The 17,011-nt window shown below is 56.4% G+C and carries 14 protein-coding genes and 2 tRNA genes; all 16 read left to right on the forward strand.

The annotated features are described in order from the left end of the window. Positions 1–9 precede the first annotated feature (9 nt). Positions 10–1,707: an NAD+ synthase gene (locus Tam1G_RS02465; RefSeq protein ID WP_101625320.1), complete on the forward strand. Its 1,698-nt coding sequence runs from the start codon at positions 10–12 to the stop codon at positions 1,705–1,707. A gap of 230 nt (positions 1,708–1,937) precedes the next feature. Further along, a complete protein-coding gene (locus Tam1G_RS02470) occupies positions 1,938–2,903 on the forward strand; it encodes a MetQ/NlpA family ABC transporter substrate-binding protein (RefSeq protein WP_101625321.1) in 966 nt (321 codons plus the stop codon). Between the two features lie 88 nt (positions 2,904–2,991). Further along, positions 2,992–4,242: a M20 family metallopeptidase gene (locus Tam1G_RS02475; protein ID WP_101625322.1), complete on the forward strand. Its 1,251-nt coding sequence runs from the start codon at positions 2,992–2,994 to the stop codon at positions 4,240–4,242. Positions 4,243–4,361: 119 nt separating this feature from the next. Continuing rightward, on the forward strand, positions 4,362–4,562 hold the full coding sequence (locus Tam1G_RS02480; protein ID WP_101625323.1) for a hypothetical protein: 201 nt from the start codon (positions 4,362–4,364) through the stop codon (positions 4,560–4,562). A gap of 292 nt (positions 4,563–4,854) precedes the next feature. Continuing rightward, complete coding sequence (gene pflB / locus Tam1G_RS02485) at positions 4,855–7,230, forward strand: formate C-acetyltransferase (protein WP_101625324.1); 2,376 nt, start codon at positions 4,855–4,857, stop codon at positions 7,228–7,230. Between the two features lie 190 nt (positions 7,231–7,420). After that, positions 7,421–8,302: a pyruvate formate-lyase-activating protein gene (gene pflA / locus Tam1G_RS02490; protein ID WP_101625325.1), complete on the forward strand. Its 882-nt coding sequence runs from the start codon at positions 7,421–7,423 to the stop codon at positions 8,300–8,302. A gap of 193 nt (positions 8,303–8,495) precedes the next feature. Beyond that, the gene (locus Tam1G_RS02495; RefSeq protein WP_101625326.1) at positions 8,496–9,125 is read left to right on the forward strand and encodes a DUF3000 family protein; all 630 of its coding nucleotides are present in this window, start codon (positions 8,496–8,498) and stop codon (positions 9,123–9,125) included. Further along, a complete protein-coding gene (locus tag Tam1G_RS02500) occupies positions 9,122–10,426 on the forward strand; it encodes an HRDC domain-containing protein (RefSeq protein ID WP_101625327.1) in 1,305 nt (434 codons plus the stop codon). Before Tam1G_RS02495 ends, Tam1G_RS02500 begins: the two co-directional genes overlap by 4 nt. A gap of 54 nt (positions 10,427–10,480) precedes the next feature. Then, the gene (gene tig, locus Tam1G_RS02505) at positions 10,481–11,866 is read left to right on the forward strand and encodes a trigger factor (protein WP_101625328.1); all 1,386 of its coding nucleotides are present in this window, start codon (positions 10,481–10,483) and stop codon (positions 11,864–11,866) included. 123 nt (positions 11,867–11,989) lie between these two features. Then, positions 11,990–13,372, forward strand: coding sequence for a chloride channel protein (locus Tam1G_RS02510; RefSeq protein ID WP_101625329.1), 1,383 nt, complete (start codon positions 11,990–11,992; stop codon positions 13,370–13,372). A 37-nt stretch (positions 13,373–13,409) separates the two neighbouring features. After that, positions 13,410–13,790: a transcriptional regulator gene (locus Tam1G_RS02515; RefSeq protein ID WP_101625330.1), complete on the forward strand. Its 381-nt coding sequence runs from the start codon at positions 13,410–13,412 to the stop codon at positions 13,788–13,790. Between the two features lie 102 nt (positions 13,791–13,892). Further along, positions 13,893–14,510: an ATP-dependent Clp protease proteolytic subunit gene (locus Tam1G_RS02520; RefSeq protein ID WP_101625331.1), complete on the forward strand. Its 618-nt coding sequence runs from the start codon at positions 13,893–13,895 to the stop codon at positions 14,508–14,510. A 5-nt stretch (positions 14,511–14,515) separates the two neighbouring features. Beyond that, entirely contained in the window at positions 14,516–15,220 is a 705-nt protein-coding gene (locus Tam1G_RS02525) for an ATP-dependent Clp protease proteolytic subunit (protein ID WP_101625332.1), read from the forward strand. Positions 15,221–15,305: 85 nt separating this feature from the next. Further along, positions 15,306–16,697: an ATP-dependent Clp protease ATP-binding subunit ClpX gene (gene clpX, locus Tam1G_RS02530; protein ID WP_101625333.1), complete on the forward strand. Its 1,392-nt coding sequence runs from the start codon at positions 15,306–15,308 to the stop codon at positions 16,695–16,697. A gap of 130 nt (positions 16,698–16,827) precedes the next feature. Then, positions 16,828–16,901, forward strand: a tRNA-Arg gene (locus Tam1G_RS02535). 29 nt (positions 16,902–16,930) lie between these two features. Next, positions 16,931–17,004 (forward strand) — tRNA-Arg (locus Tam1G_RS02540). Positions 17,005–17,011 lie beyond the last annotated feature (7 nt).

Consider the following 17,011-nt stretch of genomic DNA (forward strand, 5'->3'; position numbering starts at 1 on the left):
TAAGAAACCATGACACAGCTACGTTTTGCACTCGCCCAGATCGATACCTGCGTTGGCGCACTTGACGCCAACGCAGCCAAAGTGCTTGATTACTCCCGCAAGGCTGCTCAAGGCAACGCCCAGATAGTGGTGTTCCCGGAGATGACGCTTACCGGATATCCCATTGAGGACTTGGCATTGCGCCGTACATTCCGTCAAGCGGCTTGGGACAAGGCCAATGAGTTGGCATCCCAGCTCAATGCCGAAGGCTTTGGTGGTCTGTTCGTCGTCGTGGGAACCGTGGGCACCGACCGCGCCACCAGCAAACCGCGCAACCGTCTCGTGGTATTGCACGAAGGCGTGGTGTGGGCCGGCTACGACAAGCACTTCCTGCCCAACTATGGCGTATTCGATGAATTCCGTATCTTCTCCGCCGGTGACCGTTCGGTGACGCTGGATGTAGACGGTGCACGCATCGGTGTGGCCATCTGCGAAGATATCTGGCAGGATGGCGGTCCGGTGGCCGACCTTGCCACTAAGAATATCGACCTGCTGCTTACCATCAATGGCTCTCCCTATGAGGAAGGCAAAACCCACACGCGTTTCGAACTCGCTCAGAAGCGTGCTGCCGAAGTGAACGCTCCGGTCATTTATCTCAATCAGGTGGGAGGCCAGGATGATCTGGTCTTCGACGGCGGCAGCTTCGTGGTGGATGCCGATGGCACGCTGTTGGAACGCAGCCCGATGTTCATGGAAAACCTCACCTTCTGGGACTTCGATTCATCTGCCGAGCATCAAGGCACGGCCGAAATCGTGCCCGAACTCGACAAGGACGAGGAAGTCTATACCGCCTGTGTTCTTGGCTTGAAGGATTACATGGCCAAGAACCACTTCACCGGCGTGACCCTGGGCCTTTCCGGCGGCATCGATTCCGCATTGGTGGCCGCGATGGCCGCTGATGCCTGCGGTGGCGAGAACGTCTGGGGCATCTCCATGCCATCCATGTATTCCTCGGATGGTTCCAAAGATGATGCCGCCGATCTGGCTAAGAACATTGGCGCCCATTATGAAGTACAGCCTATCGAACCGCTGTTCAACGCCTACCAGCAGCAGCTGAACCTCGATGGTGTGGCTGCTGAGAACCTGCAGGCCCGTATCCGTGGCGTGATTGTGATGGCCAGCTCCAATTCGCGTGGCCTGCTCGCCGTGGCCACCGGCAACAAATCCGAACTCGCATGCGGATATTCCACAATCTACGGCGATGCCGTTGGCGGATATGCTCCAATCAAGGATCTGCTGAAAACCCGCGTGTGGGAAATCAGCCGTTGGCGCAACAAGGCCGCAGCTGCAGGCGTTGGCATCGGCGGATTGAAGATCGTCGGCAATGAGGAAGGCAATCCCGGCAAACCGCTGCCGGATGGTGTGATGATTCCGGTTGCATCCATTGAAAAGGCACCTTCCGCAGAACTTCGCCCTGGTCAGAAGGATTCGGATTCCCTGCCCGAGTACGCTCTACTGGACAAGGTGCTGGCCGCATACATCGAACATGCGCATGGCCGCGCCGATCTGCTCGCCGATGGTTTCGATGCAGCCACGGTGGATACGGTGATGCGTTTGGTGGATCGTGCCGAATGGAAGCGTCGCCAGTACCCGCTGGGCCCCAAGGTCACGGCACTGGCATTTGGACGTGACCGTCGCTTGCCGGTGACCAACGCATTCCGCGAGTAATTCGACGGGCGTTGTTGTTTGGAAAAGCACCTCGATATGAGGTGCTTTTCTCATATTTTGAGACGATCGCCTGCTTATAGCCTGTTATCAAGCACAAAAAGCATAGTGCCTCGTAGCGGGCTATAAGCAGGGCGTATGGCAAAACAGGCTATCCGGCTGGTTTCCGCCTTTATTGTTAAGTCATGCCAACAAGGAATTGACATGGCGCCAAACAGAGGGGAAGAAACAACATGTCCGCAGCAACACAAACTCAGACGCCCACCAACCCGCAGGAGCCGGTGCGCGTGAACCATACCCTACGCAACATCATCATCGCAGCCGTGGTTGTGGTGCTGGTTCTGGCAGGTGGCTTCTTCGGCTACCGTGCCTTCGCCAACAATGCGAATGCCGAAAAGGGATCCGAAGCCAACCCGGTCAAGATTGGCGTGGTCGGCGCATCCGATAAACCGTGGCAGGTATTCAAGCAGGAAGCTTTGAAGCAGGGCATCCACGTCGACATCGTCGACTTCCAGGATTACACCTCCGAAAACCCGGCGCTTGATTCCGGTGATCTTGACCTGAACGAATTCCAGCACCTGCTCTACCTCGCCAACTACAACGTGAAGAACAACAAGGATCTGCAGCCCATCGGCGGTACCGTGATCGTGCCGCTCGGCCTCTATTCCAGCAAGGTCAAGAGTGTTGACGAGATCAAGCAGGGAGACACCATCGCCATTCCGAACGACGAAACCAACCAGGCTCGTGCTATTGGCGTGCTGCAGAAGGCTGGCCTTGTGACTCTGAAGCACAAGTGGACCGCAGTCACCGCGCCAACCGATATCGACGAGTCCGCCTCCAAGGTGAAGGTCGTGCCGCTGGGTGCCGAGAAGGTTGCCAACTCGCTCAACGATCCGCAGCTGACCGCAGGCATCATCAACAACAGCTACATCAAGGATGCCGGCCTGAACCCGAAGGACGCCATCTTCCAGGACGATCCAAGCGCGGATTCCGCCAAGCCGTACATCAACGCGTTCGTTGCCCGCAAGGCAGACGTGAACAACCCGGTCTACAAGAAGATCGTTGAAATCTACAAGACCAAGGCTGTCACCGATGCAGTGCAGGAAGACTCCAAGGGCACCTCGGTTCTGGTAACCGATTACAGCGCCAAGGAACTACAGGGATACCTCGCACAGATCGAATCTGATCTGTCCAAGTAACCAACATTCCACTGCAATCAATAATCAATACATAGTCAACTGGCGGCTCGGCAGTATACGAGCCGCCATCATCATGAGGAGAGCACCCATGAGCGAGCAAGAATCCCTCGAAACCCGCGTAGCCAACGCCAAGCAGCGCATCAGCGATTATGCAGATTCCGCACTGGCCGACTACCAGCGTATTTCACTGGCCATCCACGACAAGCCTGAATACAGCAACTACGAATTCTTCGCTTCCGAAACTTTGTCGAACAAGCTCAAGGAAGAAGGCTTCGACGTTACCCTTGGCGTGGCCGATCATCGCACCGGATTCGAAGCTGTCTACCGTACCGGCAAGCCCGGCCCAGTGGTGGTGTTCCTCGCCGAATATGACGCTCTGCCCGGCGTCGGCCACGGTTGTGGCCACAGTGTCTTCGGCCCCAACTCCTCACTGGCCGCAGCTTCGCTGAAACAAGTCATTGACGAATTCGGCGGCGAACTGCGCGTCTACGGCACCCCCGGTGAAGAAGGTGGCGAGAACGGTAGCGCCAAGGGAAGCTTCGTCAAAGATGGTTTCTTCGACGACGTGGACATCGCCCTATGCGCCCACCCGCATGCTGGAGGCAACTTCCTCTCCTCGCGTAATCTCGCATGCCAGCCGATCGATATTGAATTCCACGGCAAGGCCTCCCATGCCGCAGCCACGCCCGAACAGGGCATCAACGCGCTCGATGGCGTAATTCAAACCTTCAATTCCATTAACGCATTGCGCCAACACTTGCCCAAGGACGTGCGCGTTCACGGCATCATCACCGACGGTGGCCTGCAGCCAAACGTGGTGCCCGATTACGCCAAGGCCAAGTTCTACCTGCGTTCCGCATCCGTGCCGGGACTGCTCTCCCTGCGCAAGAAAGTAGAGAATATCGTGGCTGGCGCCGCACTCGCCACTGGTGCTACCGGCACACTGAAGCCCTACCAGAATCAAGTCGACAACATGATTCCGACACCATTGTTCGATGAAGTATGGCAGCGCAACGCCGAAGCACTGGGCCAGGTGGTCGAACCTACCGAACAGGACAAGGTGAGCTTCGGCTCCAGCGACGTCGGCAACGTTTCCCAAGTGGTGCCGACCATCCAGCCGATGTTCTCCATTTCCCCCGAGAAGCTCGGCGGCCATAACGAGAAGGTCGCTGCCGCAGCGGCCAGCCCGTTCGGATTGGAATCGATTCGCTGGTCATCCAAGGCCTTGGCCTACACCGCGCTCGATGTGATTGTGGATCCTGATTTGCTGGCGCGAATCAAGGAGCAGCATGCGGCCCGCGTTAAGACCCAGGAAGCCGATGTCGCTCGAATCATCTGATTGATTCAGCACATCGCGCAATATCAATGATTATGCCTTCTACGGCGCATCTGTCTCACCCGTGAGTCACCATGCGCACTAGAAGGCATTTCTAATTTGAATAACGGGGGAGGGCCGGCATGAGCAGCAACGATAAGCAGTGGTATTTCAACATGGTCAAGGGGCGGGCCGAACTTGGCCCTATCTCTCCAATAGAACAGCGCATGGGCCCGTACAAAACCAAGGAAGATGCCGAGCACGCTTGGGATATCGTCGCCGATCGCAACGCCAAATGGGAAGAACAGAATCGTCGGTGGAACGGTGAAGGATACCGCCACTGACCGGCACTGGCAGTTTGGCTGCTGCAGTTGATGTGAACACTCGTGAACGTCACGGTATTTTTCATATGGTGAAAAACCGCTCAAATCTACACATGTAGATGAGCGGTTTTCTTGTGAAATAGGTCATAAACAAGGGCTATAAGGGGCTGAAAAGCGTTGCAAATACGTGCAAACTACACGAATGTGAGATAGCTCACTTGCAATTTCAGCTTTTCCCAAGCATGTGCAAACTACACTTAGTGGCAATGGTTCCGTGAAGATGCGAAACCTACAACCCCATTAAAGGAGTGACATGACCGCAGTAGAGAATGCAGCTGTCTCCCAGGAGGAGCTCGACGCAAAGGCGTGGGCAGGCTTCACCGAGGGTAATTGGCAGAAGGATATTGACGTCCGTGACTTCATCCAGAAGAACTACACCCCGTACACCGGCGATGAGTCCTTCCTGGCACCTGCCACTGAAAAGACGAAGCACCTGTGGAAGTACCTCGACGACAACTATCTGGCAGTAGAGCGCAAGCAGCGCGTCTACGACGTGGACACCCACACCCCGGCTGGCATCGACGCCTTCCCGGCTGGTTACATTGATTCCCCGGAAGTCGACAACGTGGTTGTCGGTCTTCAGACTGACGTGCCTTGCAAGCGCGCTATGATGCCGAACGGCGGCTGGCGTATGGTCGAGCAGGCCATCCGTGAGGCCGGCAAGGAGCCGGATCCGGAGATTAAGAAGATCTTCACCAAGTACCGCAAGACCCACAACGATGGCGTCTTCGGCGTCTACACCAAGCAGATCAAGATCGCTCGCCACAACAAGATCCTCACCGGTCTGCCGGATGCCTACGGCCGTGGCCGCATCATCGGCGATTACCGCCGTGTGGCTCTGTACGGTGTCAACAAGCTGATCGCCTTCAAGAAGCGCGACAAGGACTCCGTGCCGTACCGCAACGACTTCACCGAGCCGGAGATCGAGCACTGGATCCGCTTCCGTGAGGAGCACGACGAGCAGATCAAGGCTCTGAAGCAGCTCATCAACCTCGGCAACGAGTACGGCCTCGACCTGACCCGCCCGGCACAGACCGCTCAGGAAGCCGTGCAGTGGACCTACATGGGCTACCTGGCCTCCATCAAGTCTCAGGACGGCGCCGCAATGTCCTTCGGCCGTAACTCCGCCTTCCTCGACTGCTTCATCGAGCGTGACCTCAAGGCCGGCAAGATCACCGAGACCGACGCCCAGGAGCTCATCGACAACATCGTCATGAAGCTGCGTATCGTGCGCTTCCTGCGTACCAAGGATTACGACGCCATCTTCTCCGGCGATCCGTACTGGGCAACCTGGTCCGACGCTGGCTTCGGCGACGACGGCCGCCCGCTGGTCACCAAGACCTCCTTCCGTCTGCTCAACACCCTGACCCTGGAACACCTTGGACCTGGCCCTGAGCCGAACATCACCATCTTCTGGGATCCGAAGCTGCCGGAAGGCTACAAGCGCTTCTGCGCCAAGATTTCCATCGACACCTCCGCCATCCAGTACGAGTCCGATAAGGAAATTCGTTCTCACTGGGGCGACGACGCCGCCATCGCATGCTGCGTCTCCCCGATGCGCGTGGGCAAGCAGATGCAGTTCTTCGCTGCTCGTGTGAACTCCGCCAAGGCTCTGCTGTACGCTATCAACGGCGGCCGCGATGAGATGACCGGCATGCAGGTCATCGACAAGGGCGTTATCGATCCGATCAAGCCGGAAGCCGATGGCACTCTGGACTACGAGAAGGTCAAGAACAACTACGAGAAGGCTCTCGAGTGGCTGTCCGAGACCTACGTCATGGCCCTGAACATCATCCACTACATGCACGATAAGTACGCCTACGAGTCCATCGAGATGGCTCTGCACGACAAGGAAGTGTACCGCACCCTCGGTTGCGGTATGTCCGGCCTGTCCATCGCAGCCGACTCCCTGGCCGCCATCAAGTACGCCAAGGTGTACCCGATTACCAACGCTGAGGCCAAGACCCTCGAAGGCCACGAGTACGAGTACGTCGAGGGCGCTGACGACGATCTGGTCGTCGGCTACCGCACCGACGGTGAGTTCCCGATCTACGGCAACGATGATGATCGCGCCGACGACATCGCCAAGTGGGTTGTCTCCACGGTTATGGGCCAGGTCAAGCGCCTGCCGGTCTACCGCGGTGCAGTCCCGACCCAGTCCATCCTGACCATCACCTCCAACGTGGAGTACGGCAAGAACACCGGTTCCTTCCCGTCCGGCCACAAGAAGGGCACCCCGTACGCTCCGGGCGCCAACCCGGAGAACGGCATGGACTCCCACGGCATGCTGCCGTCCATGTTCTCCGTTGGCAAGATCGACTACAACGATGCTCTCGACGGCATCTCGCTGACCAACACCATCACTCCTGATGGCCTTGGCCGCGATGAGGAAGAGCGTATCGGCAACCTGGTTGGCATCCTCGATGCCGGCAACGGCCACGGTCTCTACCACGCCAACATCAACGTGCTGCGCAAGGAGACTATGGAGGATGCAGTCGAGCACCCGGAGAAGTACCCGCACCTGACCGTGCGCGTCTCCGGCTACGCGGTGAACTTCGTCAAGCTCACCAAGGAGCAGCAGCTCGACGTCATCTCCCGTACCTTCCACCAGGGTGCTGTCACCGACTGATCAGCCGCTGACATCAACCGTGTGAAACGGTAGACGATGAAGGGGTGGGCTTAAGTCCCACCCCTTCCTTATGACAGTCTTTCTTGAATCCCCTCAGAAAGAAGACCGCCATGATGTGATTGAGGGGAGAGGCTGACTCCGGCCAGTAATTCACAGAGTCACTAGCATCACTTTCAGGAACAGGAGGACAATGATGCCCGACGACCAGTTCCGCACCACCACGCGCCATATGCTGCGTGAATCAAAGACTTATGCTTCCCAAACATTAATGGGCGGACTTTCCGGTTTTGAATCACCTATTGGACTCGACCGCCGTGATCGTATCGCTGCACTGAAATCCGGCGATATCGGCTTTGTGCATTCATGGGATATCAACACTTCCGTGGACGGTCCGGGCACTCGTATGACCGTGTTCATGTCAGGCTGCCCATTGCGCTGCCAGTATTGCCAGAATCCTGATACGTGGAAGATGCGCGATGGCAAGCCGGTGTATCTGGACGCCATGATTAAGAAGGTCGATCGATACAAGGATCTATTCAAGGCAACCCACGGTGGCATCACCTTCTCGGGCGGAGAATCGATGATGCAGCCGGCATTCGTTTCCCGAGTATTTCATGCTGCCAAGGAAATGGGCGTGCACACCTGTTTGGACACCTCTGGATTCTTGAATACCAACTACACCGACGAAATGCTCGAAGATATCGATCTGTGCCTGCTCGATGTGAAATCCGGTGATGAAGCCACCTACCATAAGGTGACTGGAGGCCTGTTGCAGCCCACCATTGATTTCGGCCAGCGCCTCGCCAAGGCCGGCAAGAAGATTTGGGTGCGATTTGTGCTGGTTCCAGGACTTACGGACTCCGAGGAAAACGTGGAGAACGTAGCCAAGATCTGCGAAACCTTTGGCGATGCTGTGGAACATATCGATGTGCTCGGCTTCCACCAGCTTGGCCGCCCGAAGTGGCATGAGCTGCGCATTCCGTATCCGCTGGAAAACCAGAAAGGTCCGAATGCAGCTACGCGCGAACGTGTGGTCAACCAGTTCAAAGACCACGGCTTCACCGTGTATTAAACATTCATTTGGCTCTATAAGCATCGGAGCCAAAACAATGAATGATCAGCGGATGATTGTATGTGCAGCTTCCGGCTCCACTCAATGCGCGCGAGCCGGAAGCTGCAAAGCAAACCGCGCAATAGTGTGGTAATTTACGCGTGGCGTAGGCGTAAATACCGCGATTCCAATAAATCGCTCGTAGCCTAGAGATATGGCTGACATCTACGCATTTCCTGTGGGTGTGCCCAATGAAGGGCAGCCCTTGCGCCCTCAAGGTGTGCCGGATGAGCTGTGGGCTGCGGTCAAATCAGTAAGCTCCATCACCAGAATCGCCGGCGTTCGATATCGGGAGATTCCTGTGCCCTCCACGCTGGCCGATTATGGCATCGGTGTGGAACTTGAATCGGAATACCCTCCTGAACAGGCCATCTCGGAAACAAGCAATGGTTTGCTTCGATCCGCTACCGGATGGGTGATGCTGCTGTACTGCAGAAAGCCCCGAGTCGACTGGGGGTCGAGATGGCGATGCGTGGCATTCGCTCGACTGCCTTTGGAAGCCGCCGAAAATGATTCACTGACTCCCAGCATGTACTGGGATGAGATGTGTGATTACCTTGAATGCGTGGAACCGGATTCGGTATCTGGCACGGTGACAGTGAATCAGAATACGTCATTTGGGGGTCTTGCCGGCACCGCCAGTGCAGGGTGTGAAATTCGTGTGTCTTGGACTCCGCTTGACGGTTCTGGACTGGACGGTACTATGGACGCCGGCGCACAAGTGAACTCGTGGGCCGCATTCATAACATCCACTGTTCGCTTTGAGGAGGCTGACGACAGGTGAGCGACGCCCGCGACACTCAACCACGGCTATTAAAGGAACCTCGTGGAGGAGTGCCCAATGTCACCGCGACGCTTGATGACTACCATCGCGTGTGCGAAGCACTGGCCAATGCAACCGGTTCTTTGGCAGCTGATGCGGAACGAGCATCCGGATTCCGCTACGGGCATGAGGACTGGCTGATTCAATTCAAGCGTGAAGGTGCCGGCATCGCATTGCTCGACCCCATCGCGTTGACGGAAGCCGGAGCGGACTGGAACGAGTTCAATGAAGCGGTTGGCGATGCAACGTGGATTCTGCATGATTCATTAATGGATTTGCCGGGATTCGCGGATATCGGTTTGCGGCCAAAAAACCTGTTTGACACGGAAATCGCGGCACGGTTACTTGGTCTGCATCGATTTGGTCTGGCTTCCGTTACTGAACATTATCTGGGTATCACCTTGGCCAAGGAGCATTCCGCAGCTGATTGGTCGTATCGTCCGCTTCCCCGGGATTGGCGCAATTATGCAGCGCTCGATGTGGAAGTTCTAATTGAGCTGGAACAGGCGATGCGCCGCGATTTGAAGGCAAGCGGCAAAGACGAATGGGCCCAGGAGGAATTCGATTACGCGCTGCAAAAAGGATTGGCGCCAAGAAAACCTCATCCGGTACCGTGGCTGCGCATCTCCCGCATTACCGAACTTGGACGCGACCCGCAGGGGCTGGCCATAGCCAAATCACTATGGGAGGAACGCGACCGTCTGGCTAAGCAATACGATATTTCTGCCAGTCTGCTACTTTCGGATGCTTCAATTATCGAAGCAGCACAGCGCAAGCCCCACAATGCTGCGCAATTCCGCATGGTGCGTTCGTTGAATGAGCGAGTGCGCATGCATACGGGAACGGAACAAGACAAAATGTTCGAGCGCTATGCGCCGATTCAGCGCATGGTAAAGCCTAAGACCTGGAAGATTGCCATCGATAGGGCTCTCGCGCTGAAGCCGTCGCAATGGCCGTCCATGCCCGCGCCCGAACAACCGGATGAAAATGGAATCACGAATGCGCCACGATCGATGCGACTATGGCAGCAGCGTCATCCGGACCGATATGAACGACTGCAGCGTGTCCGTAAGCTCATCAACCAGATAGCCGAGGACACTCGCACTCCGGCTGAGATTATCATCAAACCGCAAATCGTACGCAACCTGTGCTGGGTGGAAGAACCGGAAACCATAGACGTTGCTGAGTTCCTCAAAGAGCAGGGTGCACGAACATGGCAGGTGAATCTTATTGCACCGTCCGTGAGTGGCGTTATTATGTAGAGGTTGCCTAACGGCAGATTGTAAGAATTAACGACTTTTTGAGGAGTCATTAGCGTGAAGATCAGCGTTCGTAACCTCGAGCCCACCAAGGTGAAGCTCACCGTCACTGTTGAACCGGAAGAGCTCGACCCGTTCCTGGATGAGGCCCGTAAGGAAATCGCTAAGCAGGTGAACGTCCCCGGCTTCCGTAAGGGCCACGTTCCCGGCAAGATCATCGATCAGCGCATCGGTTTTGCCGCTGTTGCCGGCGAAGCCGTGAACAACGCAGTGCCGGAGCTGTACTCCAAGGCTCTCGAGGAGAAGAACATTCGCCCGATGGCCCAGCCTGAGTTCGATGTGCAGGAAGTCCCGCAGTCCGCTAAGGACGAGACCAAGCTGAAGTTCGTGGCCACCGTTGAGCGTCGCCCGGTCATCGAACTGCCGGAAATCGATGGCATGGAAATCGCCATCTCCAAGCCGGAAGTCAAGGATGAGGATGTCGACAAGCGCCTCGAGGCTCTACGCCAGCGCTTCGGCACCCTGGTCGGCGTTGATCGCCCGGCCACCAAGGGTGACTTCGCCAACATCGACCTGTCCGCTGAAATCGACGGCGAAGTCGTTGATTCCCAGGAAGGCGTGAGCTACGAGCTCGGCTCCAACACCATGCTCGACGGCCTGGATGAGGCTCTCGACGGCCTGTCCGCCGGCGAGGAGACCACCTTCGAAGGCACGCTGGAAGCTGGCGAGCACGAAGGCCAGAAGGCTCAGGTCAAGGTTAAGGTCAACTCCGTCAAGGCTGAGGAACTGCCTGAGCTGAACGACGAGTTCGCTTCCGAGGCTTCCGAGTTCGACACCCTGGAAGAGCTCAAGGCTGATATCCGCAAGGCCGCCGGTCAGGATGCCGAAGGCCGTCAGGCCACCGAAGCTCGCGATGCCTTCATCGCCAAGCTGCAGGAAGGCCTCGAGATTCCGGTGCCGAAGGGCGTCAAGGCCAACATGGTCGAAGAGCAGCTCAAGGGCATGACCCCGGATCCGGAGAAGGCCACCAAGGAGCAGAAGGACGAAGCCGAGAAGACCGTCGAGAAGGATCTGCGCGATCAGATGGTGCTCGACGCTCTGGCTGAGAAGCTGGATGTCAAGGTCTCCCAGTCCGACGTCTTCAACTTCCTCGCTTCCATCGCTCAGCAGTACGGCATGGATCCGAACGCCTTCATTCAGGCCATCATCAAGAACGGCCAGCTTGGCTCCGCTGTGCAGGAAGTCGGCCGCTCCAAGGGTCTGCTCGCCGGCATGCGCGCCGTCAAGTTCACCGCTGACGGCGAAGTCGTCGACCTCTCCGGCTTCCTGGGCGATGCCGCTGAGGACGAGGAAGCTGAGTCCGTTGAGGCTGCTTCCGCTGCCGCCGCTGTGGCTGACGAGCTGTCTCAGTCTGATGAAGACAAGGCTGCTGACGCTGAGTGAGCATAGTGTTCACGCGCTAGCGTAACTTTTTGATAAGGCCCGGAACCGTTCATGGTTTCGGGCCTTACTTGTGCTGGTACATACTGAGCACATACCAAGCAATACATTGTGGAAGGAACTACCATGCCGCAAACCATGAATGTCAAACGCGTAGGTTGGCTCGCTGCGGCGACCATCGTATTAGGTGCGTTGATCGGCGCAGGTGCAGGTCTGTTGACATTGCTGCTGTACGGTGTGGAACATGTAATGCTTGGCTATATTGAAGGGCCACAACAGCCTGGACCTTTTGCTGTACCTGCTGTGCGTCGCGGAATCTCCGTGACGTTTGGCCTGACCATTGCCGGCGTTATCTGGTATTTACTGCGCAATAAGACCACCAAGGTTCCTTCAGTGAAAAAAGCTGTAGCAGGGGAGCGGATGCCAGCGTGGCAGACCGTACTGCATGTAGTGCTGCAGATTTTCATCGTGGGCTCCGGCGCATCCATTGGCCGAGAAGTAGCGCCGCGTGAACTCGGCGCCATGCTGGCACAACGATTCTGCGACCTGTTCCACATCGAAGGCGACCACGGTATTGACCGGCGCATGGTAGTGGCCGTGGCGGCCGGAGCTGGTTTGGGCGGCGTCTATAACGCGCCGCTTGCCGGTATGTTCTTTGCTGTGGAAATTCTGCTTGTTGATGTGACGCTTGAGAAAGTGGCCTTTGGATTGGGCATGTCCGCTGTGGCGGCATTTGTGGCCAGTTCCATCAAAGGGCATCACACGTTCTATGACATCACCGCCATGCAGCCCGAGTCAACGCCAAGTCTGATGCTGTTTGCCCTTCTTTGTGGTGTGGCTTGCGGCGTTGCCGGCGCATTGTTCCGCAAAGGCTCCTCATGGGCTGAATCGCATAAGCCAGCCGGCAAGGCCATACTGTGGCAAATGCCGCTTGCCGGTGTGTTTACCGGGCTGGTGGCGACGGCAATACCGCAGATTATGGGCAATGGCCGTGCTGCCGCACAATTGGGATTCAGCACGTTCGTTCCAGATACGGCCAAAGCTTCCGGTGCCATACAGTCGCAGGCGGCTGCTGCCGCTTCTCCGTGGACGTTATTGGCCAATGGAGCCGGGCCGATTATTCATACCGAACCGACGCTTACGCTTACCCAACTATGGATGGCAGTAGGTGTGTTGGCTGTAACCTTTGCCGCAAAAGTGGCGACAACGTTGCTGACCATTCGCTCCGGCGCTTCAGGCGGTGTACTGCAGCCTGGGATCGCCTTGGGAGCTACATTAGGCGCATTGCTTGGTTTGGTGTGGATTCTTGGTTTCCCCGCTGATTCGGTGACCGCTTGTGCCCTGATTGGGGCTGCGGCTTTGCTGGCCGCTTCGCAGCAAGCTCCGCTGATGGCTATGTGCCTGGTCATGGAACTTACTGAAGCGCCGATAACCTTCTTCGTGCCGGTCGGATTGGCGGTCGCCGTATCCTCCATCGTCTCCAAGTGGGTGCTAAGCCATAACCATTGAGCCATAACTGTTGGCGAATCGGAAAAGAGAAGCACTCATGTCTGAGAATACGGAAATCAGGGCTGCGCTTGAGTCACTGGCGGCAGAGCCGTTAGATGAGCAGATCATGTATTATCGCAAGCCGTTTATGGTGTTATGGGCAGCCATTCAAGAGGCTGCCAGCGATGTCTCCGAAGATTATGATTTACCGCAGGATGTGGCTCAGTTGTGGGTTGCGGAGCAAATGCGGCGGGTTTCGGATTCCCTGGTTGATCGGCTTGCGGAAAAAGCGGTGGCCCACGGAACCAGCAAATCGAATGTGGCTCGTGCCGCAGGAGCAAGCCCCGCGAATGCCGAACGGCGTTTCCCCAGGCTGAAGGGTGAAGGTTCGCATGAGCGGCTGCTGATTGATGATGTGCTTGACGCGATGGAGGATTGAAGATCTCCTACGCTAGCCGCCAAAATACAGGCGAATATTCACTTTCAGTCGCTTCAAGGCGGTAGTCTGAACAATGTTCGAGTTATTAGAAGGAGTTTCAAGGTGAGCAATACCTTTGCGACCTTGCCGGTTATGGCGGGCGGAGACGTACCGGCCGGCCCTGTCGACCCGATTTTCAACCGTCTGCTGAAGGACCGCATCATTTGGATGGGCGAAGAGGTCAAGGATGATATGGCCAATCGCATCTGCGCCCAGCTGCTGATGTTGGCCGCCGAGGATCCCAAGAAGGATATCTGGCTGTACATCAACTCTCCGGGTGGTTCCATTACCGCTGGCATGGCCATCTATGACACCATGCAGCTCATCGAACCGGATGTGGCCACCGTGGGTCTGGGCATGTGCGCTTCGATGGGCCAGTTCCTACTGAGCTCCGGTACCAAGGGCAAGCGTTACCTGACTTCGCATGCCCGTGTGCTGATGCACCAGCCGTCCGGTGGCATCGGCGGTACCGCAACCGACGTGCGCATCAACGCCGAACTCATTATGGACATGAAGAAGACCATGAGTGAGCTGACCGCAGAGCAGACTGGCCACACGGTTGAGGAAATCTACCGTGATAACGAGTATGACCACTGGTTCACCGCTCAGGAAGCGTTGGAATACGGCTTCGTGGATAAGCTCGTGACCACGCCAGACACTATTGGAAACAAGGGGGAGTGAGACTGATGGCAAGTGAAGAAGCAAAGTTCGCAGCCCGCGCCGACCGTCTGGCCGGTCGTCAGGGCGTCGTTGGTTTCATGCCTGCAGCCGCTCGCACTCAGGCTGCCCAGATGCCGACGAACCGCTACATCATGCCGCAGTTCGTGGAAAAGACCCCGTACGGCATGAAGACTCAGGATGCTTACTCCCGTCTGTTCGAGGATCGCATCATCTTCCTTGGCGTACAGGTGGATGACGCTTCCGCCGACGATGTGATGGCGCAGCTGCTGGTCCTGGAATCCCAGGATCCGAACCGTGACGTGATGATGTACATCAACTCTCCGGGTGGTTCCATGACGGCCATGACCGCCATCTACGACACCATGCAGTACATCAAGCCCGACGTGCAGACCGTGTGCCTTGGCCAGGCAGCTTCCGCAGCCGCCATTCTGCTGGCCTCCGGCACCAAGGGCAAGCGTCTGATGCTGCCGAACGCTCGCGTGCTCATCCACCAGCCGGCCATCGATCAAGGTTTCGGCAAGGCTACCGAAATTGAGATTCAGGCCAAGGAAATGCTGCGCATGCGCGAATGGCTGGAGAACACGCTGGCTAAGCACACTGGTCAGGACGTGGAGAAGATTCGCCGCGATATCGAGGTGGACACCTTCCTCACCGCTTCTGAAGCCAAGGAATACGGCATCGTAGATGAGGTGCTGGAGCACCGACAGTAATCGGTTATTCCACTAGCAATGACTCCCCTCAATGAGGGGAGTCATATGCATATTAAGCCATTGATAACAACGCAAAGGGGCATTCATGGGACGTGTGGTGAGCTACAACGATGACATACCACGTTGCACGTTTTGCGGCAAAACCGAACGTCAAGTCAAGAAGCTGGTTGCCGGGCCGAATGCCTCCATTTGCGATGAGTGCATCGCGCTGTGTGTGGACATTATTTCCGAAGAGCGAGTCAAAGACGCTGAAATCAACTCGCTGAGCTTGCCCAAGCCAACGCAGATCTTCGAATATCTGAACCGGTACGTGGTCGGGCAGGATAACGCCAAACGCACGCTATCTGTTGCCGTATACAACCATTACAAGCGTGTCAATATGGAACTGCGCGAAGCTGCGGAACAGTTGGACGGTAGCGAGCGAAACAATGCTTCGGATTTGGATTCCATTCCAAATAACAACACTGCAGGCCGGCCATCGCCACGGCGAGGGAAGAGTCGACTTGATGCTTTGTCTGATGTTGAAGTGGCAAAATCCAATATTCTGCTGCTAGGGCCCACTGGCGTGGGCAAAACATATTTGGCGCAGTCCTTGGCTCGAGTGATGAATGTGCCATTCGTCATCACCGATGCCACCACGCTTACTGAGGCTGGCTATGTGGGCGATGATGTGGAAACCGTATTGCAGCGGTTGCTTGAAGCCGCTGATGGCGATGTAAGCCGCGCGCAGCACGGCATCATCTACATTGATGAGATCGATAAGATTGCCCGCAAGTCGGGTGAAAACACATCCATTACCCGGGACGTATCCGGCGAGGGTGTGCAGCAGGCGCTGCTGAAGATTCTTGAAGGCACCATAGCCTCTGTGCCATTGGAAGGCACACGTAAGCACAAAGATCAGGACACCGTACAAATGGATACGCGGGGCATCCTGTTCATCTGTGGTGGCGCTTTTGTGGGGCTTACTGATATTATCCGCAAGCGTTTGGGGCGCCGTGAAACAGGATTCGGTACGAACTGGCATGATGCGGACCTCAATGACGCGCAGCTGCTCGAACAAGTCAATGCGGACGATCTGGCTGAATTCGGATTGCTACCGGAATTCATCGGCCGTCTGCCGGTAACGAGTGTGCTTAACGAACTGGATGTGGAAGATCTGGTAGCGATACTCACCGTGCCGGCTAACGCGTTGGTCAAGCAATATCGCAAATTGTTCGCCGTTGACGGTGTGGATTTGGAATTCACCGACAAAGCCATACGAGCCATAGCTCAGACCGCTATAGGGCAGGGGATTGGCGCACGAGGCCTTCGCTCCATTATCGAGAAGACGCTGCAGGACACGATGTTCCAGATTCCAAGCTTGGAAGACGTGCATCAGGTCATCGTGGACCAAGCCAGTGTACTGGGGCAAAGCAGTCCGAAATTGCTGCGCGCAGCCGTAAAAACAGAGAAAATTCGTCAACTGCGTGAAGCGTAGTGACACGATGTGAAAAGGTCCAGAAAAGGCTGTGTTCCGCGGTTTTTAAACATGTAGAACAGTGCGACACGCCGAGTTGCGAAGCTCAATAGAGTGTGTATTATAAATCGAGTTGTTTGAACGACAACATGCGCCAGTAGCCCAGCGGATTAGAGCAGCTGACTACGGATCAGCAGGTCGCAGGTTCGAATCCTGTCTGGCGCACTCCCGAACCACGGGGACAACAGTGGTATGCGCCAGTAGCCCAGCGGATTAGAGCAGCTGACTACGGATCAGCAGGTCGCAGGTTCGAATCCTGTCTGGCGCACGATAAA

It is taken from the genome of Bifidobacterium imperatoris, assembly GCF_002860405.1.
Classification (GTDB): domain Bacteria; phylum Actinomycetota; class Actinomycetes; order Actinomycetales; family Bifidobacteriaceae; genus Bifidobacterium; species Bifidobacterium imperatoris.

Bases quoted from the DNA above. Each gene is read 5' to 3' on its own strand.
- Tam1G_RS02465 (WP_101625320.1), top strand. From the start codon at position 10: ATGACACAGCTACGTTTTGCACTCGCCCAGATCGATACCTGCGTTGGC.
- Tam1G_RS02470 (WP_101625321.1), top strand. From the start codon at position 1,938: ATGTCCGCAGCAACACAAACTCAGACGCCCACCAACCCGCAGGAGCCG.
- Tam1G_RS02475 (WP_101625322.1), top strand. From the start codon at position 2,992: ATGAGCGAGCAAGAATCCCTCGAAACCCGCGTAGCCAACGCCAAGCAG.
- Tam1G_RS02480 (WP_101625323.1), top strand. From the start codon at position 4,362: ATGAGCAGCAACGATAAGCAGTGGTATTTCAACATGGTCAAGGGGCGG.
- pflB (WP_101625324.1), top strand. From the start codon at position 4,855: ATGACCGCAGTAGAGAATGCAGCTGTCTCCCAGGAGGAGCTCGACGCA.
- pflA (WP_101625325.1), top strand. From the start codon at position 7,421: ATGATGCCCGACGACCAGTTCCGCACCACCACGCGCCATATGCTGCGT.
- Tam1G_RS02495 (WP_101625326.1), top strand. From the start codon at position 8,496: ATGGCTGACATCTACGCATTTCCTGTGGGTGTGCCCAATGAAGGGCAG.
- Tam1G_RS02510 (WP_101625329.1), top strand. From the start codon at position 11,990: ATGCCGCAAACCATGAATGTCAAACGCGTAGGTTGGCTCGCTGCGGCG.
- Tam1G_RS02515 (WP_101625330.1), top strand. From the start codon at position 13,410: ATGTCTGAGAATACGGAAATCAGGGCTGCGCTTGAGTCACTGGCGGCA.
- Tam1G_RS02525 (WP_101625332.1), top strand. From the start codon at position 14,516: ATGGCAAGTGAAGAAGCAAAGTTCGCAGCCCGCGCCGACCGTCTGGCC.
- clpX (WP_101625333.1), top strand. From the start codon at position 15,306: ATGGGACGTGTGGTGAGCTACAACGATGACATACCACGTTGCACGTTT.